The 21042-nt window shown below is 52.0% G+C and carries 19 protein-coding genes and 1 pseudogene; 15 read left to right on the top strand and 5 right to left on the bottom strand.

What is annotated here, in order from left to right:
- Window positions 1-13 precede the first annotated feature (13 nt).
- The gene (locus KRAC_RS51280) at window positions 14-934 is read right to left on the bottom strand and encodes an RNA polymerase sigma-70 factor (RefSeq protein WP_007920861.1); all 921 of its coding nucleotides are present in this window, start codon (window positions 932-934) and stop codon (window positions 14-16) included.
- 136 nt (window positions 935-1070) lie between these two features.
- Entirely contained in the window at window positions 1071-2387 is a 1317-nt protein-coding gene (locus tag KRAC_RS51275) for a phytoene desaturase family protein (protein WP_007920859.1), read from the bottom strand.
- A gap of 405 nt (window positions 2388-2792) precedes the next feature.
- On the opposite strand from KRAC_RS51275, the gene KRAC_RS51270 reads away from it, so the two are divergent.
- The 3 genes from KRAC_RS51270 to KRAC_RS51260 are packed head-to-tail and all read left to right on the top strand — an operon-like array spanning window position 2793 to window position 5523.
- On the top strand, window positions 2793-3260 hold the full coding sequence (locus tag KRAC_RS51270) for an FMN-binding protein (RefSeq protein ID WP_007920858.1): 468 nt from the start codon (window positions 2793-2795) through the stop codon (window positions 3258-3260).
- Window positions 3261-3262: 2 nt separating this feature from the next.
- Window positions 3263-4006, top strand: a complete 744-nt coding sequence (locus tag KRAC_RS51265) for an FAD:protein FMN transferase (protein ID WP_007920856.1) — start codon at window positions 3263-3265, stop codon at window positions 4004-4006.
- A complete protein-coding gene (locus KRAC_RS51260; protein ID WP_007920854.1) occupies window positions 4003-5523 on the top strand; it encodes an RnfABCDGE type electron transport complex subunit D in 1521 nt (506 codons plus the stop codon). Before KRAC_RS51265 ends, KRAC_RS51260 begins: the two co-directional genes overlap by 4 nt.
- An 80-nt stretch (window positions 5524-5603) precedes the next feature.
- Here KRAC_RS51260 and ilvA read toward each other — a convergent pair whose 3' ends face one another.
- Window positions 5604-6944 (bottom strand): threonine ammonia-lyase, encoded by a 1341-nt coding sequence (gene ilvA / locus KRAC_RS51255; RefSeq protein WP_007920852.1) that lies wholly within the window; start codon window positions 6942-6944, stop codon window positions 5604-5606.
- A gap of 274 nt (window positions 6945-7218) precedes the next feature.
- Here ilvA and KRAC_RS75020 point away from each other — a divergent pair, with 274 nt between their 5' ends.
- The 6 genes and pseudogenes from KRAC_RS75020 to KRAC_RS68065 all read left to right on the top strand — a co-directional run bounded on the left by KRAC_RS75020 (window position 7219) and on the right by KRAC_RS68065 (window position 11986).
- Complete coding sequence (locus tag KRAC_RS75020; protein ID WP_211221493.1) at window positions 7219-7581, top strand: hypothetical protein; 363 nt, start codon at window positions 7219-7221, stop codon at window positions 7579-7581.
- Window positions 7514-8014: a DUF1793 domain-containing protein gene (locus KRAC_RS51250; protein WP_211221492.1), complete on the top strand. Its 501-nt coding sequence runs from the start codon at window positions 7514-7516 to the stop codon at window positions 8012-8014. The genes KRAC_RS75020 and KRAC_RS51250 overlap by 68 nt, the downstream gene beginning before the upstream one ends.
- Window positions 8015-8202: 188 nt before the next feature.
- Window positions 8203-8481 carry a MoaD/ThiS family protein gene (locus KRAC_RS51245; protein WP_007920850.1) on the top strand — a complete coding sequence of 93 codons (279 nt, stop codon included), beginning with the start codon at window positions 8203-8205 and terminating at the stop codon, window positions 8479-8481.
- A gap of 40 nt (window positions 8482-8521) precedes the next feature.
- Window positions 8522-9628 carry a WD40/YVTN/BNR-like repeat-containing protein gene (locus KRAC_RS51240; RefSeq protein ID WP_007920849.1) on the top strand — a complete coding sequence of 369 codons (1107 nt, stop codon included), beginning with the start codon at window positions 8522-8524 and terminating at the stop codon, window positions 9626-9628.
- Between the two features lie 328 nt (window positions 9629-9956).
- On the top strand, window positions 9957-10565 hold the full coding sequence (locus KRAC_RS51235; protein WP_007904842.1) for an IS607 family transposase: 609 nt from the start codon (window positions 9957-9959) through the stop codon (window positions 10563-10565).
- Window positions 10522-11986: pseudogene (locus KRAC_RS68065) on the top strand (RNA-guided endonuclease InsQ/TnpB family protein). The gene KRAC_RS51235 and the pseudogene KRAC_RS68065 overlap by 44 nt, the downstream one beginning before the upstream one ends.
- A 131-nt stretch (window positions 11987-12117) precedes the next feature.
- Here the strand turns inward: KRAC_RS68065 and KRAC_RS51220 are convergent.
- On the bottom strand, window positions 12118-12921 hold the full coding sequence (locus tag KRAC_RS51220; protein ID WP_040447511.1) for an alpha/beta hydrolase: 804 nt from the start codon (window positions 12919-12921) through the stop codon (window positions 12118-12120).
- A 102-nt stretch (window positions 12922-13023) separates the two neighbouring features.
- On the opposite strand from KRAC_RS51220, the gene KRAC_RS51215 reads away from it, so the two are divergent.
- The 6 genes from KRAC_RS51215 to KRAC_RS51190 all read left to right on the top strand — a co-directional run bounded on the left by KRAC_RS51215 (window position 13024) and on the right by KRAC_RS51190 (window position 19628).
- Window positions 13024-13770, top strand: a complete 747-nt coding sequence (locus tag KRAC_RS51215; protein ID WP_007920847.1) for a helix-turn-helix transcriptional regulator — start codon at window positions 13024-13026, stop codon at window positions 13768-13770.
- An 80-nt stretch (window positions 13771-13850) separates the two neighbouring features.
- On the top strand, window positions 13851-15044 hold the full coding sequence (locus tag KRAC_RS51210) for an ISAs1 family transposase (RefSeq protein ID WP_007912830.1): 1194 nt from the start codon (window positions 13851-13853) through the stop codon (window positions 15042-15044).
- A 14-nt stretch (window positions 15045-15058) separates the two neighbouring features.
- Complete coding sequence (locus tag KRAC_RS51205) at window positions 15059-15271, top strand: WCX domain-containing protein (protein ID WP_007920846.1); 213 nt, start codon at window positions 15059-15061, stop codon at window positions 15269-15271.
- A gap of 240 nt (window positions 15272-15511) precedes the next feature.
- Entirely contained in the window at window positions 15512-16015 is a 504-nt protein-coding gene (locus KRAC_RS51200) for a MarR family winged helix-turn-helix transcriptional regulator (protein ID WP_007920845.1), read from the top strand.
- A complete protein-coding gene (locus tag KRAC_RS51195) occupies window positions 16012-17739 on the top strand; it encodes an ABC transporter ATP-binding protein (RefSeq protein ID WP_007920844.1) in 1728 nt (575 codons plus the stop codon). Before KRAC_RS51200 ends, KRAC_RS51195 begins: the two co-directional genes overlap by 4 nt.
- The gene (locus tag KRAC_RS51190; RefSeq protein WP_007920843.1) at window positions 17736-19628 is read left to right on the top strand and encodes an ABC transporter ATP-binding protein; all 1893 of its coding nucleotides are present in this window, start codon (window positions 17736-17738) and stop codon (window positions 19626-19628) included. The genes KRAC_RS51195 and KRAC_RS51190 overlap by 4 nt, the downstream gene beginning before the upstream one ends.
- 122 nt (window positions 19629-19750) lie before the next feature.
- Here KRAC_RS51190 and KRAC_RS51185 read toward each other — a convergent pair whose 3' ends face one another.
- Window positions 19751-20833, bottom strand: a complete 1083-nt coding sequence (locus KRAC_RS51185; protein WP_007920842.1) for a fatty acid desaturase family protein — start codon at window positions 20831-20833, stop codon at window positions 19751-19753.
- Window positions 20834-21042 lie beyond the last annotated feature (209 nt).

Raw genomic sequence — 21042 nt, 5'->3', positions numbered from 1 at the left:
AGGTATCTTTTCGTCAACAAAACACCGACAGGCCTGATGATGTGCTCAACCAGTGAAGCTTCTCTGGATTGACCACCCCGTAGATCTGGCAGATCCGCTCTCCCTCGACCTCACACATCATGACTCCACAAGGGTGCCCATGGAGGTAGCCGATAATGGCCGGCTGGCCGTTGACTTCTTCAATACGGGCCTGTATCTCGGGGGAGAAGAAGCGCCGGCCACCTGTTGTTCCGCGAGCCACCTTATCGGGACCGTGAACGGGTTTAAGCGCAATAGGCACCTTGCCCCCCCCGTCGCCAACGAACACAACATCTTCCTTCAAGAGATTCAGCAGTCCTTGCATATCCCCACTCGTGCTGGCACGCAAAAACAGCTCTGTGAGGCGTGTCTGTTGTTCGCAGGACACATCAAAACGCTTACGGTGCTGATCCAGATGTTGGTGAGCACGGTGCAAAATCTGGCGGCAATTCGCCTCGCTTTTGTCCACTATCTCGACTATCTCGGCATAGTCAAATTCGAAAACTTCTCGCAGTAGAAATACTGCTCGTTCGAGTGGCCCCAGGCGTTGCAGCAGCAGCAGGAACGCAAAGGAGAGACTTTCGCTCTTTATAGCTGTCTCAGCCATCTCAATGTGGTGGCTGGTGAGGATCGGCTCTGGCAGCCAGGAGCCCACGTACACTTCGCGTTGTGCCCTGGCAGATTCTGCCTGATTAATGCACAGCCGTATCACGATGGTTGAGAGGTACGCTTTGGGCGATTGCACTCTCTCATCGCCTGCCTGAAGCCAACGTACGAAGGCTTCTTGCACGATATCTTCGGCGTCTGTCCCGCTTCCCAGCATTCGATACGCAAGCGCAAAGAGGAGTCCGCGATACTGATTGAACGCCTGTGCACTCTGTTCTAATACATTCACGCGAATATCTACCCTCGACACGTTTTGACTCCTTCTATTCTACACCATTAGAAACGTTGAGCTATCATTATCCTGGGAAGAACAAGGTCAGTATCTCTTCCTCTCGTGCTTCTCTGTTGCTTTTTTGAGGCTGGTACAACTGCGGGTAGCAAGTTAATTAACGTAAGCCAGATGTTGTCGTGAGCGAATGCTCATGTTGAATCAACCGGGCTACCTGGCGGGCACTTTCCATACAAGGATCAGCAAGGAAGCCTGTACCGATCCAATCGCCAGCAAGGTACAGGTGCGCGATGCCGGGTACCTCTGGTCCAGGGCGCCCAGCATAGCCACCACCGCTCGCTGTAGGTAGCATCCCGACAGCTTCGATGCGAGGCAGAAAGCTACGTTTTACCAGCACATTACGCCAGCCGGGTTGCGCCGTGTCGAGCAGATCTTCCAGGTCACGCTCATCCTGCTTCTGGTCAGTCAGGTGCAGAGGATCAAGCTGCTTGAACGTTGAGATCAATGCGCCATCTTCCGGTGAGACACGCGTGTAAACCGACTGTGCAGACATAAAACGTGGGTGATCAAGATCCTGGACAACCGGGTAGCGTGGATCTGGTAGGCAACTCAGGGCAACATCCAGACAGGCAACTCGTGCTGGCACCAGGGAATCGACAATTGTACGCAGAGGCGAGTAGGCTCCATTATCTATCAGTTTCACGGCCTCCTGTGGGCTAGTAGCCAGAACCACGCTTGAGGCAGCCAGCATGCTCTCATTGCTCAGTCGCACACCTTGAACGCGACCATGCTCATATGCGACAGAGGTAACGCGCTTACCAACCTCGATGTGTATACCGGCCTGCTCCACGACACGACGCAGCCCATCTACCAGCGTCTGCCAGCCGCCATCAACATAGTGAACAACCGGATGTTTGAGTGTATGTTGCAGTTTGGTAACGAATACCTCGGCGCTGACTAGGTCGAGCGCCGAGCTATAGACAAAGACACACGCGGTCGTAGCCATGAGCTGACGGACCAGAGGGCGCTTGATTGTTCGCTGCAACCACTCCTGCACACTCATAGATGCCAGATCTTTCGCATTGATCCGTGGAAGCGTGCTAAAGAGACGAACGAGTTCGAATTTGTCGCCAATTGTAAGTAAGCGATTCGTTAGAAGCGAGGATGCGCTCGCTGGAAACGGATACATCTGGCCTCGGTGCAGCAAAAAGGTATCTTTGGGAACGCCATAACGGTAGGTAATCCCCAGGTCCTGTAACACTTCTGAGAGGGCTCCCCCGGTATAGATGGCATGGATGCCACGGTTGAAAATGTAGCCATCGTGGTTCTGGCTGGCTGCACGCCCGCCCAGGTTTGTTGATTTCTCAAAAAGTGTCACGGACAAACCGTCTCGCGCCAAATAACAGGCGGTACTTAGGCCCGCTAATCCGCCACCAATGACAACAACATCTGTTTGCTTGAAATGCGTTTCCATTTCTGTCTCCATTTTACTCTCATTTTTCTCGTCAATGATCATTTGTACAAACAAGACAGAAAGGAACTGGCATTTGTGACACATTACAGAGAACTGCCATGCTGAAAAAGCCCTTTGTAAAATGTGGGTAAAAGACAGACTTAAAAGATGGAGGCTTTCTCGCCACGATCTCTATAATAAGCACGCCTCTCTCATCATATTCTCCATAGACCTCTTCGCATTCATGCCTTGCAGAACGCCAGCCCCAGCCTTGAGGAATTTTTTACAAATCTCTACCGCTTTTTTCATACTTTTACGCTACTATAGTCTTGGCAATTTGAAGCTATACTATTATCATCAACATTCTCATAATATCCATGCTTCTCTATATAAATTTACAATTTCGCTGGAAGGAAGCGGCAGACAATGAAGAAGCTCACGATTGCGGTCTTTATTATTGGGATCTTTATTTTGTACAGTTTCACGTATAACCAGGCGATAGCTCTGCTGCCCAATCGAACCAGGTATTCGATAGGTGTGGCTGGAAATGATAGTCTCCCCTCCACCAGTACGACACCTGCATCTACCACCACAAGCACAAATGGTACGCAGTATAAAGATGGCTCTTTTACAGGTGATGTTGAAGATGCGCACTGGGGCAATATCCAGGTCAAGGCCATCATTCAAAATGGCAAGATTACAGATGTGCAGTTTCTCCAGTTTCCCAATGAGCGGAATCGCTCTGTGGTCATCAATAACTATGCCGATCCCATTCTTACTAACGAGGCCATCCAGGCCCAGAACGCCAATGTTGATATCGTCAGCGGAGCAACTGATTCCAGCGAGGCGTTTATGCAGTCGCTCACAACGGCTCTCTCTCAGGCGAAAGCATAACTATGGAAGAAACACGTCTGATTATGGGCATGCCCATTACGATCGCCATACTAGATGCAAGTGCCACACAGGCTGACCTGGATACAGTGTTCACCTACTTTGTGGCCGTGGATAACATCTTTAGCACCTATAAGCCTGAGAGCGAGATCTCTAAGATCAACCGGGGCGAGCTTCTTCTGACACACGCTAGCGAGGAGATGCGCGAGATTTTCGCATTAAGCGCGCAGACAAAAAAAGAGACCGGTGGCTACTTTGATATTCAGCATAACGGAGCGTATGATCCCTCTGGCATTGTCAAAGGCTGGACAATTCGTAATGCCGCCGACATGCTTAAAACTTGGGGCTTTCAGAATTTCTATATCGATGCTGGTGGCGATATTCAAGTAGCTGGGGGGAAAAATGGTCAACCATGGCGCGTCGGGATTCGCAATCCCTTCAATCGGCATGAGCATGTCAAAGTGCTGGCCCTCACAGACCAGGGAATCGCGACCTCAGGAACCGCCATTCGCGGACAACACATTTATAATCCGCACAATGCCGATGAGCCACTGTCAGATATCGTAAGTATGACCGTTATCGGACCAGATGTGTATGAGGCTGACCGCTTCGCGACCGCAGCATTTGCCATGGGAAGAAACGGTATCCAATTTATTGAGAAATTGGCAGGTTTTGAAGGCTATATGATCGATGCACATAAGCGAGCAACCCTTACGAGCGGCCTTGAAAGGTATGTACTCCACCAATGATGAATAAAATAGATTATTACTTAGATCGCATAACCATGTATCGCCTGGTGTTGTATGTCCTACTGGGCTTTATTGGCCTGGCAACTATTCTGGCCTATATCAAGGTTCTGCCATTCTCCCCCCTGGCGCTACTTGCCTCAACCGCGTTCTTGCTCGTCATCTGCTGGGCGATGAATGTCATTATGGAGCGCGTCTTTAACGTTCCAGCAAACATCGAATCCTCTGCGATCACGGCGCTTATTCTGGCTATCATCATTGATCCCGCGCAGTCACCAACTGCCTATGCGTTCCTTGGCTGGGCCGCGATTATAGCGATATGCTCAAAATATATCCTGGCTATACGCAAAAACCATCTCTTCAATCCCGCCGCCATCGCGGTTGTGATCACATCGCTGGTGCTCGGACAGTCCGCTAGCTGGTGGGTCGGCACAGCCAGTATGGCGCCATTGGTGCTCATAGGTGGCCTACTGATAGCCAGGAAAATACGCCAGGTAGACATGGTCGTGAGCTTTTGTGCCACTGTAATCGTAAGTACTCTGGCTATTACTCTAGTCCAGAAGCAGTTGGTCTTTGTAGAACTCAGCCACTTGCTGCTGCAATCACCGCTCTTTTTCTTCGCCTGTATCATGCTCACCGAACCGCTGACCGCGCCTCCAACAAAGCAATTGCGAAGGCTCTATGCTGTGCTTACCGGTATCCTCTTTATCCCTCAGATTCACATCGGCCCCATTTATTCAACACCCGAACTGGCACTCGTCCTGGGCAACGTCTTCTCTTACCTGGTTAGCCCCAAACAGAAAGTCATTTTACGCGTAAAAAAGAAGCTTAAACTCGCGCCGAACACGATTGATTTTGTCTTCAAGCCTTCACAAAAGCTTGTCTTTCTCCCCGGACAATACATGGAGTTCACGCTCGCGCATCCTCGCGCCGACAGCCGAGGCAATCGCCGCTACTTTACCCTGGCCTCATCTCCCACCGAGGGTGAGGTTCACCTGGGCGTGCGCTTTTATGAGCAGGGAAGCAGCTTCAAACAGGCGATGGCAAGCATAGATGGAAGCGCGAAACTGATCGGCGCCCAGGTGGCCGGCGATTTTACCCTGCCACCACAGCCCCAGCAGAAACTTGTTTTTATCGCGGGTGGCATCGGCATCACGCCTTATCGAAGCATGTTAAAGTACCTACTCGACACACAACAGAGGCGCGATATCATCCTGTTCTATATCAACAAGAGAGCAGACGAAATTGTCTACAAGGATGTCCTAAGCGCAGCGGCAGCAAAGCTGGGTGTCAAAACCTTCTACACATTGACCGATGCCACTACTGTTCCACCCAACTGGCCGGGATTAGTTGGCAGAATCAATGAAGAGACCCTCGCGAGAGCGGTCCCTGATTTCCAAGAGCGCCTCTTCTACCTGTCTGGGCCACCCGATATGGTGAGAGCGCAGGAGCACATCCTGAAAAATATGCAGGTTAAAAGCGATCACATCAAAAAGGATTTCTTTCCCGGCCTCGTATAGTTCCTTTATGAGAAGCAGAGAACCCGTTCACGCTATAGCGTGAACGGGTTCTCTGCTTCTCATAACATTGAAGGATTATTTTAGCTGTTTGGCGGAGCTACCGGCTGAATAGCCTGGGCCTCTTCTACGGCGAAGCCTGCGGCGCGCAAGACCTGAAGTAGCTCTTCACACTGGGCGCGGTTCCTCGTCTCCAGCGTGATCATCGCCTCATGCTGCATAAAAGGCAACTGGGCGGAGACATGCTGGTAATGGACATCGATGATATTGACGCGCATGGCCGCGATAATGTTCAGCATACGCGCCAGTTCTCCCGGCCGATCAGGGAAGCTGGCACGTAGGGCAAAATGGCGGTTGGCATTGATGAGTCCATGTTCAGCGAAACGTCCCAGCAGATTAGTGTCGATATTTCCTCCCGTCAAGGGAATGAGCACTTCTTTGTCTGGCAGTTGCAGCGTACCGCTCATAAGGGCCGCAACGGCGGAGGCGCCCGCGCCCTCTACCAGGATCTTGTGCTTCTCCATCAGAAACAGGGCAGCATGAATAATCTGCTCATCTGTAACCAGCACAATATCATCCACAAGGTGCTGGATGATGGGGAAGGTCACTTTGCCAGGCTGCTTGATGGCGATACCATCGGCAACAGTCGCCAGGGCGGGCAGGGTTGTCAGATTGCCCGCGCGAATTGAGGCGCGCATGCTGGCAGCGCCATCAGCTTCAACGCCGATAATCTTGATCGAGGGCTTCATGGCGCGCGCCGCGATGGCGATACCGGCAATCAGGCCACCACCCCCAATGGGAACGACGATGGCATCCGCGCTGGGCACCTCGTTCAGCATCTCCAGACCCAGTGTACCCTGGCCCGTAACCACGTCGATGTCGTCAAAGGCGGGAATATACGTCGCGCCAAGCTCTTTCTGCATCTCCACACAGTGCTGGACGGCGTCATCATAGGTCGCGCCCGCCAGGATAACCTTCGCGCCATAACTCTGGGTCGCCGTGACCTTGGTCAGCGAGGCATTCTCGGGGACGACAATCGTGCATGGAATCCCGTATGAGGCGGCGGCGATAGCCACTCCCTGCGCATGGTTTCCGGCTGAGGCTGTGATCACACCCGCCTTGCGCTGTTCCTCCGAGAGCCGCGACATCTTATAGATCGCACCACGAACCTTAAATGATCCACCCCGCTGCATTTGTTCAAATTTCAGGTGTATCTTCGCGCCAGTCAGGGCGCTTAAGTCCCGCGAATAAACCAGGGGAGTGTGCTCGATAAGGGGGAAGAGATACTGGTTCGCCTGCCAGATATCGGCGAAAGCAACAGGCACCCGATAGGCTTCATGGGTTTCTTCAGAGACAGGTGCTATTTGGGCATTGAGAGATAGAGCATTTACATTGTTTGATGTTGAGTTTTCCGTAGCAGACATAAACGTTGATAACTCCTCCGTGGAGATTATACTTGTGGAGAGCGCGATGGGTAGAATTTTTTCTTCCAGGCTTCCTCTCGCTCTTCCTTGAGGACGAGATAGACAATGAAGAGGCCTATACAGCTCTTACGAGGCCTGGCCGCCTCTTCCTCTGATGTATTCTAGCAGTATTGGACCTTCTACGCTAGAATTTAGTGGCTATACTTTTCCAGGGTTTACTTCGTATTTATCCAAAACAAATAACATGTTTTTTTGAAGAACAAAGAACATTGCCGTGCCAGGATCACCAAAAAGCGTTTTAAAGGACTGGATCAACCGCCACACTATAAGCTCACCGACCGTGCAGTATACCTATGGACGCGACTACACCTTTCGGTGCAACCAGCAGATCAGTATTGGAACACTCAACGGGCGGATGGTATTGTCCTATCAAGGCTACGAGGAGCATCTCGCGCTTCTCCGACTACGCTTGATCCCGCCAACCAGAACCAGACCGACGACTTCACCGGCTTTATCGCGCATAGCTCCAACCTGGCAAGGGCATCCTGGGCATTGGGGCCATGGGCCAGGTGGCAACCTTTGCGGGCAACACCTCCGGCGCCCAGTACTACGCGGGGCAGGCCAGCAGCTATATTAGCCAGTGGGTCACCAGGTCACAGGACTCCTCAGGGCAGCATCTCAAGCTGGCCTATGACCAGGATGGGACCTGGAGCCTCAAGTACAATGCCTTTCCGGATAAGCTGCTTGGCCTTAATCTCATTCCCTCCTCGGTCATCCAGGAAGAGGATAGCTGGTATAGCGGCAAAGAGAACACCTATGGTATTCCGCTCGATAACCGCCATTCCTACACCAAGGCCGATTGGGAGATGTGGACTGCCGCCTCCGCCAGTAATCTGCAATTACGGCAGTTCTTTGTCGATCCACTTTACAGTTTTGCTAACACAACTAGTTCTCGCGTCCCCTTCACCGACTGGTACGACACCATAAGCGATACCCAAAACGGCTTCCAGGCCCGCCCCGTCATCGGCGGCCTCTTCTCCATCCTCGCCCGTCTCAAGAGTGGACACTAGCAGACACAAAGCCACATATGCCAGTAGCAGTCCTGCTACTGGCATATGTGGCTTTGGTTCGGTTTATTTGACATTGCCAACTTGGTGAGGCCATCTTCAAAAAATGAGCAAGATAGGAGAAGTTTTTTTGTTGATAAGAGATGATACTTAATATGGACATCTTTAGTGGTAAAGAGAGGTGAGCAGATATGTCTTCCGTCACAGTCATCTTCCCATCTGTGCTTCGTGCAAAAATCAACAACAATTCCTCCATAACGGTTATTGGTCACACAATTCGCGAGGTCATTGAGGCGCTGGAACAGTACGCTCCTGGGATGCAGTTCAACCTCTGTTATGAAACAGGTGAACTACGCCCCTATGTCAATATCTTTCTGGAAAAAGAAAATATTCGCTTCTTACAAGGCCTTGATACGCCGGTACCCGCTGGAGCACGTATCCGCATTTTACAATCGGTAGCTGGTGGTTAATACGAACATTCAAACAACCTTTCTCAAAAAGGAGCTATTCATGACACACCATCATAAGTACCCCGCAGGGACTGTTATTGTCGGACTGGGCACGAAGTGTGGATTATTTCTGCTGACCTCCCAGGATCGTGTGACCTGGAATATTGAAGCAACCTCCCTGAGCAAAGGGCGCATCTTTTCGGCTATCTTCGATCAACGTAACGGTTGTCGTCTCTTTGCCGCCGAGAATGGTGATTTTTTCGGCTCGTTCATACGTTACAGTGATGATTTTGGCCAGAGCTGGCAAGAGCCCAGGCAAGGTATCCAGTTTCCGCCTCAGAGTGATTTGAAACTGCAGAATATCTGGACTATTGTACCCGGTCGTACAACGGAGCCTGATGTGGTCTATGCTGGCGTAGATCCAGCCAGTCTTTGGATGAGTACTGATCAAGGTGAAACCTGGGAACCCAATCCCGCTCTCTTGTCCCATCCCAGCCGCTCACAATGGGGACCTGGTGCTGGCGGACTCTGCCTGCATACCATTATTGCCGACCCCACACGGCCCTCGCGCATGTGGATAGGTATCTCCGCTGTTGGTTGCATGCGCACAGATGACGGTGGAAGAAGCTGGGTCTTCGCAAATAAAAATACGCGTGCCGGTTTTCTTCCTGACCCTTATCCTGAGTTTGGGCAATGCATTCACCGCCTGGTCCAGCATCCTACCCAACCAGATGTCCTCTATCAGCAGAATCACTGTGGTATCTATAAAAGCCTCAATGCTGGGGAAGATTGGATCGATATCCAGCACAACTTGCCATCTGAATTTGGCTTCCCTATTGCCCTTGATCCACACCATCCCGAAACTCTCTTCGTCGTTGTGGAAGACCCCGAAGGTCGACATAACAGCGGAACACATTTCACGGTGTATCGCACAGAGAATGCCGGAGAGCAGTGGACTCCTCAGACCCATGGTTTGCCTGAGGGGCAAGGCGTGCGAATGGGAGTCCTGCGACATGCCCTCTGCACTGATAGCCTGAATCCATGCGGCGTCTACGCCGGCACCAAAACAGGTCAGTTGTTTGCCAGCAATGACCGTGGAGAAAACTGGCAGTTGATCGCTGATTTTCTGCCCCCCATCTACTCTGTCACAGCCACAGTCTTGCTATAATAAGAGAAGTCATCCTTATCCTGTTATGCATCCCATAGACAGAAGGTGAACTGACCCGGTTTTGGTGGAACACTCCACCAAAACCGGGTCAGTTCACCTTCTGTCTACTGCTCGATAAACTTTAGCCCTCTAGCCACATGTTCCATAAAATCTGCTGGATAGGTATGTATTAAGCCGGGCAGCAGTTGCAGCTCACAGGAAAGCTGGTGCTCGTTCATTAGCTCGGCAAGCCTGCGTGATACTTTCAGGTATCCATTTTGTATAAGCAACCATCACAAAGTATCATCATCTCTTGCATATCTCAAGCAGATAGAGTATACTTGGATGTATGAAGTTATCGAGTTATGCCAAGAAGATTGGGATCAGTTATAACAGCGCCTGGCGTATGTGGAAACGCGGCCAGATTCCCGGCTATCAATTGCCCACCGGCACCGTGATCATTGATCCGCCGGAGCTTCGCTCGGTTCCGGTCCACGCCGTCGCTGTGTATGCTCGTGTTTCAAGCAGCGAAAACAAAGACAACCTGGAAAGGCAAGCCGAGCGGCTGGTGACCTGGTGCAATGCCCAAGGCTGGTCGGTCAGCAAAGTCGTCAAAGAGTGCGGCAGTGGCATCAACGATCAGCGGCCCAAGTTTCTGGCGCTGCTGGCAGATCTCAAAATCGGGCAGATCGTGGTTGAACACAAAGATCGCGCTTCTCGCTTTGGCGTGGCCTATATTCAGACCTTGTTGGCTATGCAAGGACGGAAACTGGTCATCGTCAACACCGCTGATACTGCCGAAGATGATCTCATGGGCGATTTTATCAGCATCATTCCCTCGTTTTGCGCTCGTCTTTATGGTCGCAGACGAGCCAAACGCAAGACGGAACAAGTGCTAGCGGCTTTGCAGCAGAATGGACCCGCCCGTGAGCAAGAAGCCCCAAAAAGCCTCGCTTGATGAGAAAAAAAAGCGCAAGCGCAAAAAGAAGACGAAGCAGACCATCACTCGAGCGGTGACCCATATCCGTCTCATTGAGGCCAATCCTGGCAAACTTGAGGCGCTCGATCAGCTTGTGGCGGTTTACTTGCCGCTGTGCCAACAGTACACCACCCTGTTTTGCGAGGCCGAGACAAGCCCGGACAAGTACCAAGAAACCGTCTTCAAAACCGATCTTTCCGACCGCTTGCATCGAGTGGCAATACAGCAAGCCGCAGGCATTGCCAAAAGCGTTCGCACGAATCGAGCGAACGCCTATCAGGCGTACCTGGAAGATGTGGCTGATTACGCTCAGGCCAAGGCTCAGGCGGAAGGCCGGATGTCCGCCTTCAAACGCCGCGAACCGACCTGGACCGAATGGGATCTCCCTGTGCTGCGTGTGCCAGTCATCCAAGCCAATGTCAACGTGGTGGTGCTCGAGAAGTCGGAGGACTCCACGTTCGACTACTGGCTGCGCGTGTCCACCTTAGATGTCGGGAATCCGCTTCGAGTCCCAGTCAAACTCGCCTCCTATCACAAACGAGCACTCGAAGGCCGCACGCTCAATGCATCCACAACACTTCACAAGGCGCAATGGAGTCTGGTGGCTGACGCTCTCCTTTGACGAGGACGTTCCTCTTCAAACCAAGCCTGACGCCCCTACAGTAGGCGTCGATGTGGGCATTGCCCATTTCCTCACGACCTCCACCAATAAAGCGTATGGCAGTTTTCATGGCAAGATGGCCCGACAGCACAAGCACGATCGGGAAAAGCGTCGCCGCAAGGCGAAACTGCGAGCCTGTCTGGAAAAGAAAGGCGTCCCAAAGGGCAAGCTTCCTTCGACAAGTTCTGAAACGTCGCAACGCTTGAGCCGTCACGTCAAGCAAGAGATCAACCGGGCGGTCAATGCGTTGGTCAAAGATCATCGAGATGCCAGACTCATTTATGAGGACCTCAATGTGGCCTCGATGCGCTTCAAAGCAAGGGTGATGAACAGTTATCTGTATGCTTCTCACCTGGGGCATATCCCAGAGCAGCTGGCCTGGGCCGCCGCCAAACAGGGCATGGCAGCCCACACGGTCCGAGCCGCCTATTCCTCTCAGGAATGCCCCCGCTGCCATTATGTCGATCGCGCTAATCGGCCGAACCAGAAAACCTTCAAGTGCCTGGTCTGTGGTTACGCAGACCAGGCCGACCGCAAAGCCGCACAGACGCTCGCGGGACGCTGGGGGGATCGGAAACTGGCGGCATGTCGCTCGACCTCGGAGGTCAAGGCGCTCCTCATGACGCGGCATGAAGCGTGGAAACAGCAGAATCAGCAGAGGATCCAGGATGCCGGGCCTCCCGTCCAGTTGAGCTTCTGGGATCCCCCAGAGATGTTCCTGGAATCATCTCACGAGTGAACATCTCTCAGTAGAGAGAGGTGCATAGGATGCTCGTAGTGCATCCTCCCGCCTAGTCCGCTGTTTGGTAAACAGGCGTAGGTTAAAGTGAGAAGGATAATCATTGCAATAGATGGTTATGCTTTGATCAACTATACACTATCCTCCTGGCCGACGATAATATAACCGCGCAATCCAGTTGGTTGCTGCTGTGCCAGTATAGCGGGCAATTTTTCGAGTTCTTCATCAGTCAAATAAGGTGCCAGAACGACAAAACCACAACATGGAATAGCTTGGGTGAGCGCCACCCAGACTGCCAAACCTCCACCCATCGAGAAGCCACCAAGCACTACACGTTTGGAATCAACCTCATGTTCGCCATTCAACATGGTCAGATGTTGATATATTTCTCTCCCACCAGCTTCTCGATCATTCCAGATAAAGCAACCTGGGCCATCAATTTGAGAAGAGGTAGGCACGCTCAGAAGCCATCCCTGAGCGGTAACGCCTCTCCATTCCCCAAGCGACTCGTAAGCATTCCCTTGATTACCATGAAGCGCTATTAGCAGAGGCAGAGGCCTGACCTCTGCCTCTGGTTTCACGATATGTAATTCGGGCTGCGCCTTGTCCTTCGCCTGTACCAGGCGTTGACGACATACCTCTAGCATCTCCTGAAATTCCGCCAGTGGACGCAGTTCAACCAGGTCCAGGTCTTGCTCTAGCATAGAGGGTCCAAACCAGTCACCTCGGTCCAGAGTCTCGTGGAAAATCTGGAGCGCCTCCTTCTGCTTGCCAAGCAAGGCATGAAAGCAGAGCCGCCAGTAGGCAATTTGAGCTGATTGCTCAGGGAAGTCAGCATACTTTTCCTCAATAAGTGCAAAAGCTTGAACATACTCATTGGCATAATAGAGTCTATTGACTTGTTGCTGAAAGGTGTAAAAAGCTGTTTTGCTCATGTCGCTGTTCCTCAATTTCTGTATGGCTTCATCAATGCCTGTATGCCTGCCAGTATAGGCTATAATGGTGACAAAGAGTGGCGCTATTTTGAGGAGCGAGATATGTCACGAACGGAACGCCTGCTGGAGCTGATGCTGCGCCTGCGCACGATGCGCCATTTTACAGTACAGGAGTTAGCGCATGAGTTACACGTTTCCAGGCGCACGATGCTCAGAGACCTACAAGCCCTGTCCATGATGGGAGTGCCGCTTGCCGCGACTCCTGGGCCTCATGGCGGCTACTTCTTGCTGCAAAAGCAGCTCCTTTTACCACTGTCACTCACAGAAGACGAAGCTCTGGGCATGCTCCTCTCTTACGAGGCACTTGTGGAATATGCCGATACTCCCTTCGCGGTGCAGAGTCTCTCAGCCATTACCAAGCTCTGCAACGCCTTGCCTCCAGACGTCGTCCGTCGTCTGGAACGTTTGCGCGCACACCTCGTAATATCTGGTACACAACGCGACTATACAGCCCCGCTCCTGACCGAGCTACTACAGGCAGCCATCGACGAGGTTCATCTAAATATAAAGTATGAGTCGCGCTCCCAAACGACTGAGCGCCTGATTTATCCCTATGGATTGTATGCAACTGATGGCTTCTGGTACTGCGCCTGCTTTGATCACAGGCGCCTGCTGCATGTCTCGCTGCGCGCCGATCGCGTGCTATCGCTCCAGCGTGTAGAGGGACTTACGCAACCCGCTAAAATGTCGCTACGCGCATGGCTCCAGGTGAACGATCCCGATGAAGAGCCTCTGCTTGAGTTATGTGTGATAATCAATAAACGAGGGATGAAACGCCAGGGCTTGTGAATTATTGCTGAGAGCAGGAGACTCCAAGATCTGCTACGATAGACATTCCAAACCGATCTATCGAGAAGAAGGAGCCTCCGATGTCTTATTCTACTGCATTGTCACTGACCTTGCCTTCACTGACGAGTGATGCTCGCCACCAGTTATTGGAAAAGCAACCATTGCTGAGTTTGTACGAAGTGTTTGCCACCATCCCAGATCCCCGTTCCAAGCATGGATTGCGCTATGAATTGGCGTACGTGCTGACCTGCCTGGTAGCGGGCTTCCTCTGCAATTGTGACTCGACCCTGGCAGTTGCAGAGTGGTGTCGTGATCAACGTCTTCTGCTCATCCGACTCTTCGGACCACGTCGCTTCCTGTGCCCCAGTGATTCACTCTACCGCAAACTCCTCCCGCGCCTGGATGCCGAACAGATCGAGTGCGCCCTGGCGGACTGGATACGTCGGACTCTGCAAGCCACCCTCGATGATCCCATTGCCTTAGATGGCAAGACGGTTCGTGGGGGAAGATCGGACAAACATTCTGCTCCCCATCTGCTCTCCTTTCGCACACATCACAGCCAGGAAACACTGCTGCAAGTTGCCGTTTCCGAGAAGACGAATGAAATCCCAGTCGCACAGGCCCTCTTGCCCTGCTTGCCTGTCGATGGACGCGTCTTCACCGCAGACGCTTTGCACACGCAGAAGGATTTCATGAGGTGCGTGGATGCCTTGGGTGGCAAAACCGTTCTCACCGTCAAAAACAATCAGCCGACCCTCTACGCAGATCTCACCGCCTATTTCGCCGATCCACATGCTTCTTTTGCGCAAGACTCCACGCTTGATCAGCATCGAGGACGGATTGAAAAGCGTTCTATCCGTGTGAGCACCGAAATGAATTCCTACCTGGCTGACTGGCCACTCATCGAGCAAGTGGCCGAACTGACACGAACCGTCACGGTTCGCAAAACGGGAAAAACCAGCCACGAAGTGGTCTATCTCATCACGCCTTTGACTGCTCTTGAGGCCAGCCCCCAGCGCTTACTTGCATTAGTACGGGGACACTGGAGTATCGAGAACTCCTCCCATTATGTCCGCGATATGACCTTTGGTGAGGATCGTTCTCGCTTGCGCTCTGGGCAGGCACCTCAGATCCTGGCAACGTTCCGCAATTTGGCGATCACCCTTATTCATCGTCAAGGGTCTTCTCAGATTGCTGCGACCAGACGCCACTTTGCTTCTCATCCTCATCTTGCTTTTCGCTTCTTGCTTCCCAGGAGCGTCGCTCAGCAATAATTCACAAGCCCTGGATGAAACGCCTCAACTGGCGCGCCTTTCTATCCAACCTTGCTCTCGATAACGACGGCAATGGCATCATTCAGCAACATATACCGCTCAAAGAACTTGATTTCTATGCCCGCCAGTTCCTCCCTCTCGGCAGTGATGCAATCATTACCTCCCCTCCAGAACTTATTGAAGCTATCAAACAAGAGGCACGCACAATTCTAGCCTGCTATGAGTAAATAAGAGTAGCGTTGCGTGCTGCCTGCTGCGGACGCATGTCCGCAGCAGACAGCACGCAACGCTACCCCCTGAGTACCGCAAGTGCGAAGATACAAAGAGAGAGGGCACGCCTCCTATATCTTGCCTTCGGCTATGCACGTATTGACAATACGATATATCTATATTAAACTAATAGATAGGTTCCCTAATAAATTAGTTTCCAATCTTTTAGCAGCACCTTCAAAGGCGGATAACCTCTTATGGATTCAGACACCAATGCGACAGCAAGGAAGCTTGCGCAGTCACTGATGCGGTTCAATAAGACCTTTATGCAATTCCATCGTAGCGAACTGCATCAAAACTTTACCGGGTGCAAACCCAGCGAGGTGGGAGTGTTATTCGCGATCCGGCATGGAGTACAGGGCAATGGTCGCCCAATTAAGGTCTCAGAGATCAGTAAGCATATGCATGTGACCTCTCCAACGATCACACAATTGCTGAATAGCCTCGAAGCCAATGGCCTGGTTGAACGCCATACCGACCCGACAGATAGGCGTGCCGTAGGTATCGCGTTAACAGAACATGGAGAACAACTTGCGCAGAAGGCCGAAAGTGTCTTGTTCGAGACTTTTCAAAACCTGAGCGAGTACCTGGGAGATCAACAGAGTAATCAACTTGCGGACTTATTGATAAAAGCATTTCAATACTTTAATGAGAGGGACACTAATGGTTACTTCTTTCCATGGAAGGGAGAAGAGGCATGATTAAATTGCTACGGTTTATGAAACCGTTTAGATTGGCCATCGTTCTCATCTTGATCCTTGCTTTTGCCCAATCTATGGCAAACCTGTATCTACCAACTCTTATGGCGGATATCGTGGACAATGGTATCGCCAAAAGCGATACAAACTACATCTGGAGAATCGGCGGCCTGATGCTGCTGATCACGCTTGGTGGCACAATCTGTGCCATTATCGGTAGCTTTTTCTCCTCCAGGGTCGCGACTGGCTTTGGTAAGATCATCCGCGGCAACATCTTTACGCGAGCAGAGGCATTCTCGCTGCATGAGTTCGACACGATCAGCACCGCGTCACTGATTACACGCACCACCAATGATACGACTCAGGTCCAGCAAGTCTATGTCATGATTCTTGGCATGATGATTACCGCTCCCATGATGGCTATTGGCGGCATCATTCTGGCCCTGCAACAGGATGTGGGCCTCTCCTGGATCCTTGTCGTCGTCATTCCTATCCTGGTCGGAACCATTCTATTGATCATGACCCGGGCCATCCCGCTCTTCCAGTCGGTGCAGAAGAAGCTGGATAAAATCAATCTGATTGTCGATGAAGGACTGACCGGCGTCCGCGTTATTCGCGCCTTCGACCGTGTGAAGTACGAGGAGAAGCGCTTTGATGACGCCAACCTTGATTTGACGGATGTCTCAATCAGGGTCAACCGAATCATTGCCTTCTTGATGCCTGTCATGATGCTGGTGCTTAATGTCTCCAGCGTGGCCATCCTCTGGTTTGGCGCCATTCGCATCGATAACGGCCAGATGCAGGTGGGAGCGCTCATCGCCTTCTTGCAGTACGCGATGCAGATTCTCTTCGCCATGCTGATGGTCTCAATGATGTTCATTATGGTACCACGCGCCGCGGCCTCCGCTGACCGCATCAATGAGGCGTTAGCCATTAAACCTGAGATCAAGGATGCAGAGCAGGTAAAACTGGCCAACGCTCAAAGTGGTTACGTCGAGTTCCAGGATGTCACCTTCAGCTATCCTGGCGCGGAGGAGCCTGCGCTCTCTCACATCTCCTTTAGCGCAAAGCCCGGCCAAGTGACCGCGATCATCGGTGGCACCGGCTCAGGTAAGTCAACCCTGGTGAACCTGATTCCGCGCTTCTACGATATCGATAGCGGTAACCTGCTTGTCGATAACGTCGATGTACGCGAGATGTCCCAGGAACACCTGCGCGAGAAGATTGGCTTTGTGCCACAGAAGGCAATCCTCTTCTCGGGTACGATTAACGAAAACATCCGCTTCGGCAAGCGCGATGCCACCGATGATGAGATTCGCCGTGCCGCCGAGGTCGCTCAGGCCAGCGACTTCATTCAGGACATGAAGGATGGCTTCGATTCAGCCATCGCCCAGGGTGGTACTAACGTCTCTGGTGGCCAGAAGCAGCGTCTCTCAATCGCCCGCGCCCTGGTCCGTCGACCAGAGATCTACATCTTTGATGACAGCTTCTCGGCGCTAGACTTCAAGACCGATGCCCGGCTACGCGCCGCGCTCAAACAAGAAACTCAGGAAGCGACAGTCCTCATTGTTGCCCAGCGCGTCAGCACCGTTATGGATGCCGATCAGATCATTGTCCTGGATGAGGGTCGTATGGTTGGTATTGGTACACATCACGAGCTGATGCAGAGCTCCGAGGTCTATCGCGAAATCGTCACTTCTCAGCTCGCTCTGGAGGAAATCGCATGAGCCAGGCACGCAATGGACAGCGACCCGGTGGGGGACCCATGGGTGGCGGCCCAATGGGCGCTATGGGACGACCAGTAGAGAAACCAAAAGATTTTCGAAAAACCTTTAATCGCTTACTCGGTTACTTTGCGCCCTATAAAATCCGTTTATCGATTATTCTGATAGCAGCCATCATTGGTACGGTCTTCAACATTGTCGGACCGAAAATTATGGGCCTGGCAACAACAAAACTCTTTGATGGCCTTATCGCGAAATACCAGGCATTTCTCAGGCATCAGCCTGCCCCTGGTATCGACTTCACCTATATCGCGCAGATCCTTCTGCTCCTGCTCGGTCTCTATGTGATCAGCGCCATCTTTACCTATATCCAGCAGTACATCATGGCCACAGTCGCGCAGAGGACTGTCTATCGCCTGCGCCGCGAGATTGAAGAGAAGCTCTCGCGCCTACCGCTGAAGTTCTTTGACGGACGCACACATGGCGAGATTCTCAGCCGCGCCGTCAATGATATGGATAATATCAGCACAACGCTCCAGCAGAGCATCACTCAGTTGATCACTTCAGCAGTTACGCTGGTGGGCGTCATTGTGTTGATGTTCTCTATCAGCTGGCTGCTGAGCCTGATCGTATTGGTGACGCTTCCTTTGAGCTTGCTGGTGACGGTGGGCATCGCCAAACGCTCACAAACCTACTTCCGCAATCAGCAGCGAGCGCTGGGGCACCTCAATGGCCATGTTGAGGAGATGTACTCTGGGCACAAAATTGTCAAAGCCTTTGGCTATGAGGATGAGGCCCTTACTCAGTTCGCAGCATTAAATGAAGAACTCTATGAGGCTGGCTGGAAGGCGCAGTTTATGTCGGGCATGATCATGCCCCTCATGCGCTCGATTGGTAACCTTGGCTACGCCTTTGTGGCCGTGATTGGCGGCATTATGGTGACTCAGCGAGGCATCACCATTGGTGACGTACAGGCTTTCATTCAGTATGCCCAGCAGTTTACCATGCCAATCACTCAGCTCGCGAACTTCGCTAACGTGATTCAATCCACGATGGCCTCGGCCGAACGCGTCTTCGAACTCCTCGATGAGTCAGAGGAAATTCCCGATGCCATGCCTGCTGCGGTCATCGAGGAGCGTCAGGGCGCGGTCGAGTTCCAGCATGTACGCTTTGGCTATAAAGAAGACGCGATCCTGATGGAGGACATGAATATCCATGTCCAGCCTGGACAGATGATCGCCATCGTTGGCCCCACGGGCGCGGGCAAGACGACCCTTGTCAATCTGCTGATGCGCTTCTACGAGGTCAACGGCGGTAGCATCCTGGTCGATGGCGTGGATATCACACAGCTGAAGCGCGGAGATCTGCGCCGTACCTTCGGTATGGTGCTCCAGGATACCTGGCTCTTCAACGGTACCATTCGCGACAATATCGCCTATGGACACGAGGGAGCCACGGAGGAAGAGATCGTACGCTCGGCCAAAGCGGCCTACGCCGACCACTTTATCCGCACCCTGCCCGAGGGCTATAGCACGATCCTTAATGAAGAAGCCAGCAACATCTCGCAGGGTCAGAAGCAGTTGCTTACCATCGCACGCGCCTTCCTGGCCGATCCCGAGATCCTAATCCTGGACGAGGCCACCAGTAGCGTCGATACTCGTACCGAGATCCAGATTCAGCGAGCCATGGGCGAGCTGATGAAGGGCCGCACCAGCTTCGTCATCGCGCACCGTCTCTCCACGATCCGCGATGCCGACCTGATCCTGGTTATGAATCACGGCACGATCATTGAGCAGGGCACCCACGAGGAACTGCTGACGAAGAAAGGCTTCTACGCCGATCTCCACAACAGCCAGTTCACCAGCCAGGCCCCCATCAGCGAAGCAGTATAGTTTGAAACAGAAAAGAGGGAGAGGAGGGCAAACTTGCCCTCCTCTCCCTCTTTTCTGTTTGTCATATTGTATATTTGAGGCAGCACCCATTTCTTCTCTCTTATGCTGCTATCTTCTTTAACTCAGGCACTGCGCAATGGCGCACCAATCAGGTGTAAGTATTGGAGAATCTCTTTGAAGGACTGGGTGATATTCGTTTCATGATAGGGGATAGCACGCTCCTGGCAGAATGCTTTCACAATCCCCTGTGCTTCTTTCAACTTATTACGCGGCATGGCAGGGAACAGGTGATGCTCAATCTGATAATTTAAGCCACCATACACAAAATCGGTAAGTGGATGCGCATGGATGTTACGCGAGGTCATCACCTGGCGCTGCAAGAAGCTGGCTTTACTTTCTTTTTCAAGGACAGGCATGCCCTTATGGTTGGGAGCAAAAATCGATCCCAGGTAAAATCCGGTGGCAGCCTGGTGGATGGCAATGAAGAGGATACCCGCCCAGAATGGTACATGCGAGAAGACAAATGCGAAGTAGAAAACATAGTGGGCAACCAGAAGAAGCCACTCGAGGCCTTTGTACCTGGCCTTCTGGTGCAACAGAAACTTAATACTATTATATTGCAGGCCCCCTGCGACCGTCATCAAGGCTGGAAAGAAGAGCAAGGCCTGGTGTTTGACCAGAAATTGTCTAAACTTGCCCATCTGCCGCACATCTTCCATGCCTGTAAATTCAAGAAAAGGGATTTCAATATCTGGATCCATATCCACTTGATTGGGATGGCTATGGTGCTTATTATGCTTATCAAGCCACCAGCCATAACTCATGCCGATCAAGAGGTTTCCTCCCACCAGGCCCAGAAGATCATGTTTCCATGAACGAGCAAACATCTGGCGGTGGCCTGCCTCATGGCTTACTAAGCCAACCTGAGCAAAAACAAAGGCCATGTAGACCGCGTCAAGAAGTTGTAACCAGAGCACATTAACAAGCAGGAAAAACACAATGCCAATGAGAAGGAGCCCCAGAAGAAGGGCAACTCTATATGTATAGTAGGCGGGCTGCTTTTCCAGAAGCCCCCTCTGCTTCATCAGATGTTTAAGCTCGGCATACTCATTACTGGCTTCCTTTGGCGTAGTAGGGCGTTTGACAGGGGACGGCTTGAAGTCATCGTTTGATAACACCATCGTGGTGGATCGGTTCACTGTCATAAAATGCGTTTCCTTACGGAGAAGTATACGTTCTCCTTATTTCTTATTACCTGCGCCTCAGTGACGCATGGGATATAAGAGCGAAGTCAGGGGGAATTTGTTTCAGAGTGGTACTTTGTCTTCTAGCAGTACTAGCGAAAAGGGTCCATCACTACCAGACGAGGGGTATCTTTCTCACTATGTGTTATCGACAAGGACTGAATACAGCT

The organism is Ktedonobacter racemifer DSM 44963 (assembly GCF_000178855.1).
Classification (GTDB): domain Bacteria; phylum Chloroflexota; class Ktedonobacteria; order Ktedonobacterales; family Ktedonobacteraceae; genus Ktedonobacter; species Ktedonobacter racemifer.
Note: the sequence above shows the minus strand (reverse complement) of the source record. Positions and strands in the feature narration are given on the sequence as shown.

Excerpts from the sequence above, each read along its gene's own strand:
- KRAC_RS51275 (WP_007920859.1), bottom strand. The coding sequence starts at position 2,387 with ATGGAAACGCATTTCAAGCAAACAGATGTTGTTGTCATTGGTGGCGGA.
- KRAC_RS51270 (WP_007920858.1), top strand. The coding sequence starts at position 2,793 with ATGAAGAAGCTCACGATTGCGGTCTTTATTATTGGGATCTTTATTTTG.
- KRAC_RS51265 (WP_007920856.1), top strand. The coding sequence starts at position 3,263 with ATGGAAGAAACACGTCTGATTATGGGCATGCCCATTACGATCGCCATA.
- KRAC_RS51260 (WP_007920854.1), top strand. The coding sequence starts at position 4,003 with ATGATGAATAAAATAGATTATTACTTAGATCGCATAACCATGTATCGC.
- ilvA (WP_007920852.1), bottom strand. The coding sequence starts at position 6,944 with ATGTCTGCTACGGAAAACTCAACATCAAACAATGTAAATGCTCTATCT.
- KRAC_RS51245 (WP_007920850.1), top strand. The coding sequence starts at position 8,203 with ATGTCTTCCGTCACAGTCATCTTCCCATCTGTGCTTCGTGCAAAAATC.
- KRAC_RS51240 (WP_007920849.1), top strand. The coding sequence starts at position 8,522 with ATGACACACCATCATAAGTACCCCGCAGGGACTGTTATTGTCGGACTG.
- KRAC_RS51235 (WP_007904842.1), top strand. The coding sequence starts at position 9,957 with ATGAAGTTATCGAGTTATGCCAAGAAGATTGGGATCAGTTATAACAGC.
- KRAC_RS51220 (WP_040447511.1), bottom strand. The coding sequence starts at position 12,921 with ATGAGCAAAACAGCTTTTTACACCTTTCAGCAACAAGTCAATAGACTC.
- KRAC_RS51215 (WP_007920847.1), top strand. The coding sequence starts at position 13,024 with ATGTCACGAACGGAACGCCTGCTGGAGCTGATGCTGCGCCTGCGCACG.
- KRAC_RS51210 (WP_007912830.1), top strand. The coding sequence starts at position 13,851 with ATGTCTTATTCTACTGCATTGTCACTGACCTTGCCTTCACTGACGAGT.
- KRAC_RS51205 (WP_007920846.1), top strand. The coding sequence starts at position 15,059 with ATGAAACGCCTCAACTGGCGCGCCTTTCTATCCAACCTTGCTCTCGAT.
- KRAC_RS51200 (WP_007920845.1), top strand. The coding sequence starts at position 15,512 with ATGGATTCAGACACCAATGCGACAGCAAGGAAGCTTGCGCAGTCACTG.
- KRAC_RS51195 (WP_007920844.1), top strand. The coding sequence starts at position 16,012 with ATGATTAAATTGCTACGGTTTATGAAACCGTTTAGATTGGCCATCGTT.
- KRAC_RS51190 (WP_007920843.1), top strand. The coding sequence starts at position 17,736 with ATGAGCCAGGCACGCAATGGACAGCGACCCGGTGGGGGACCCATGGGT.
- KRAC_RS51185 (WP_007920842.1), bottom strand. The coding sequence starts at position 20,833 with ATGACAGTGAACCGATCCACCACGATGGTGTTATCAAACGATGACTTC.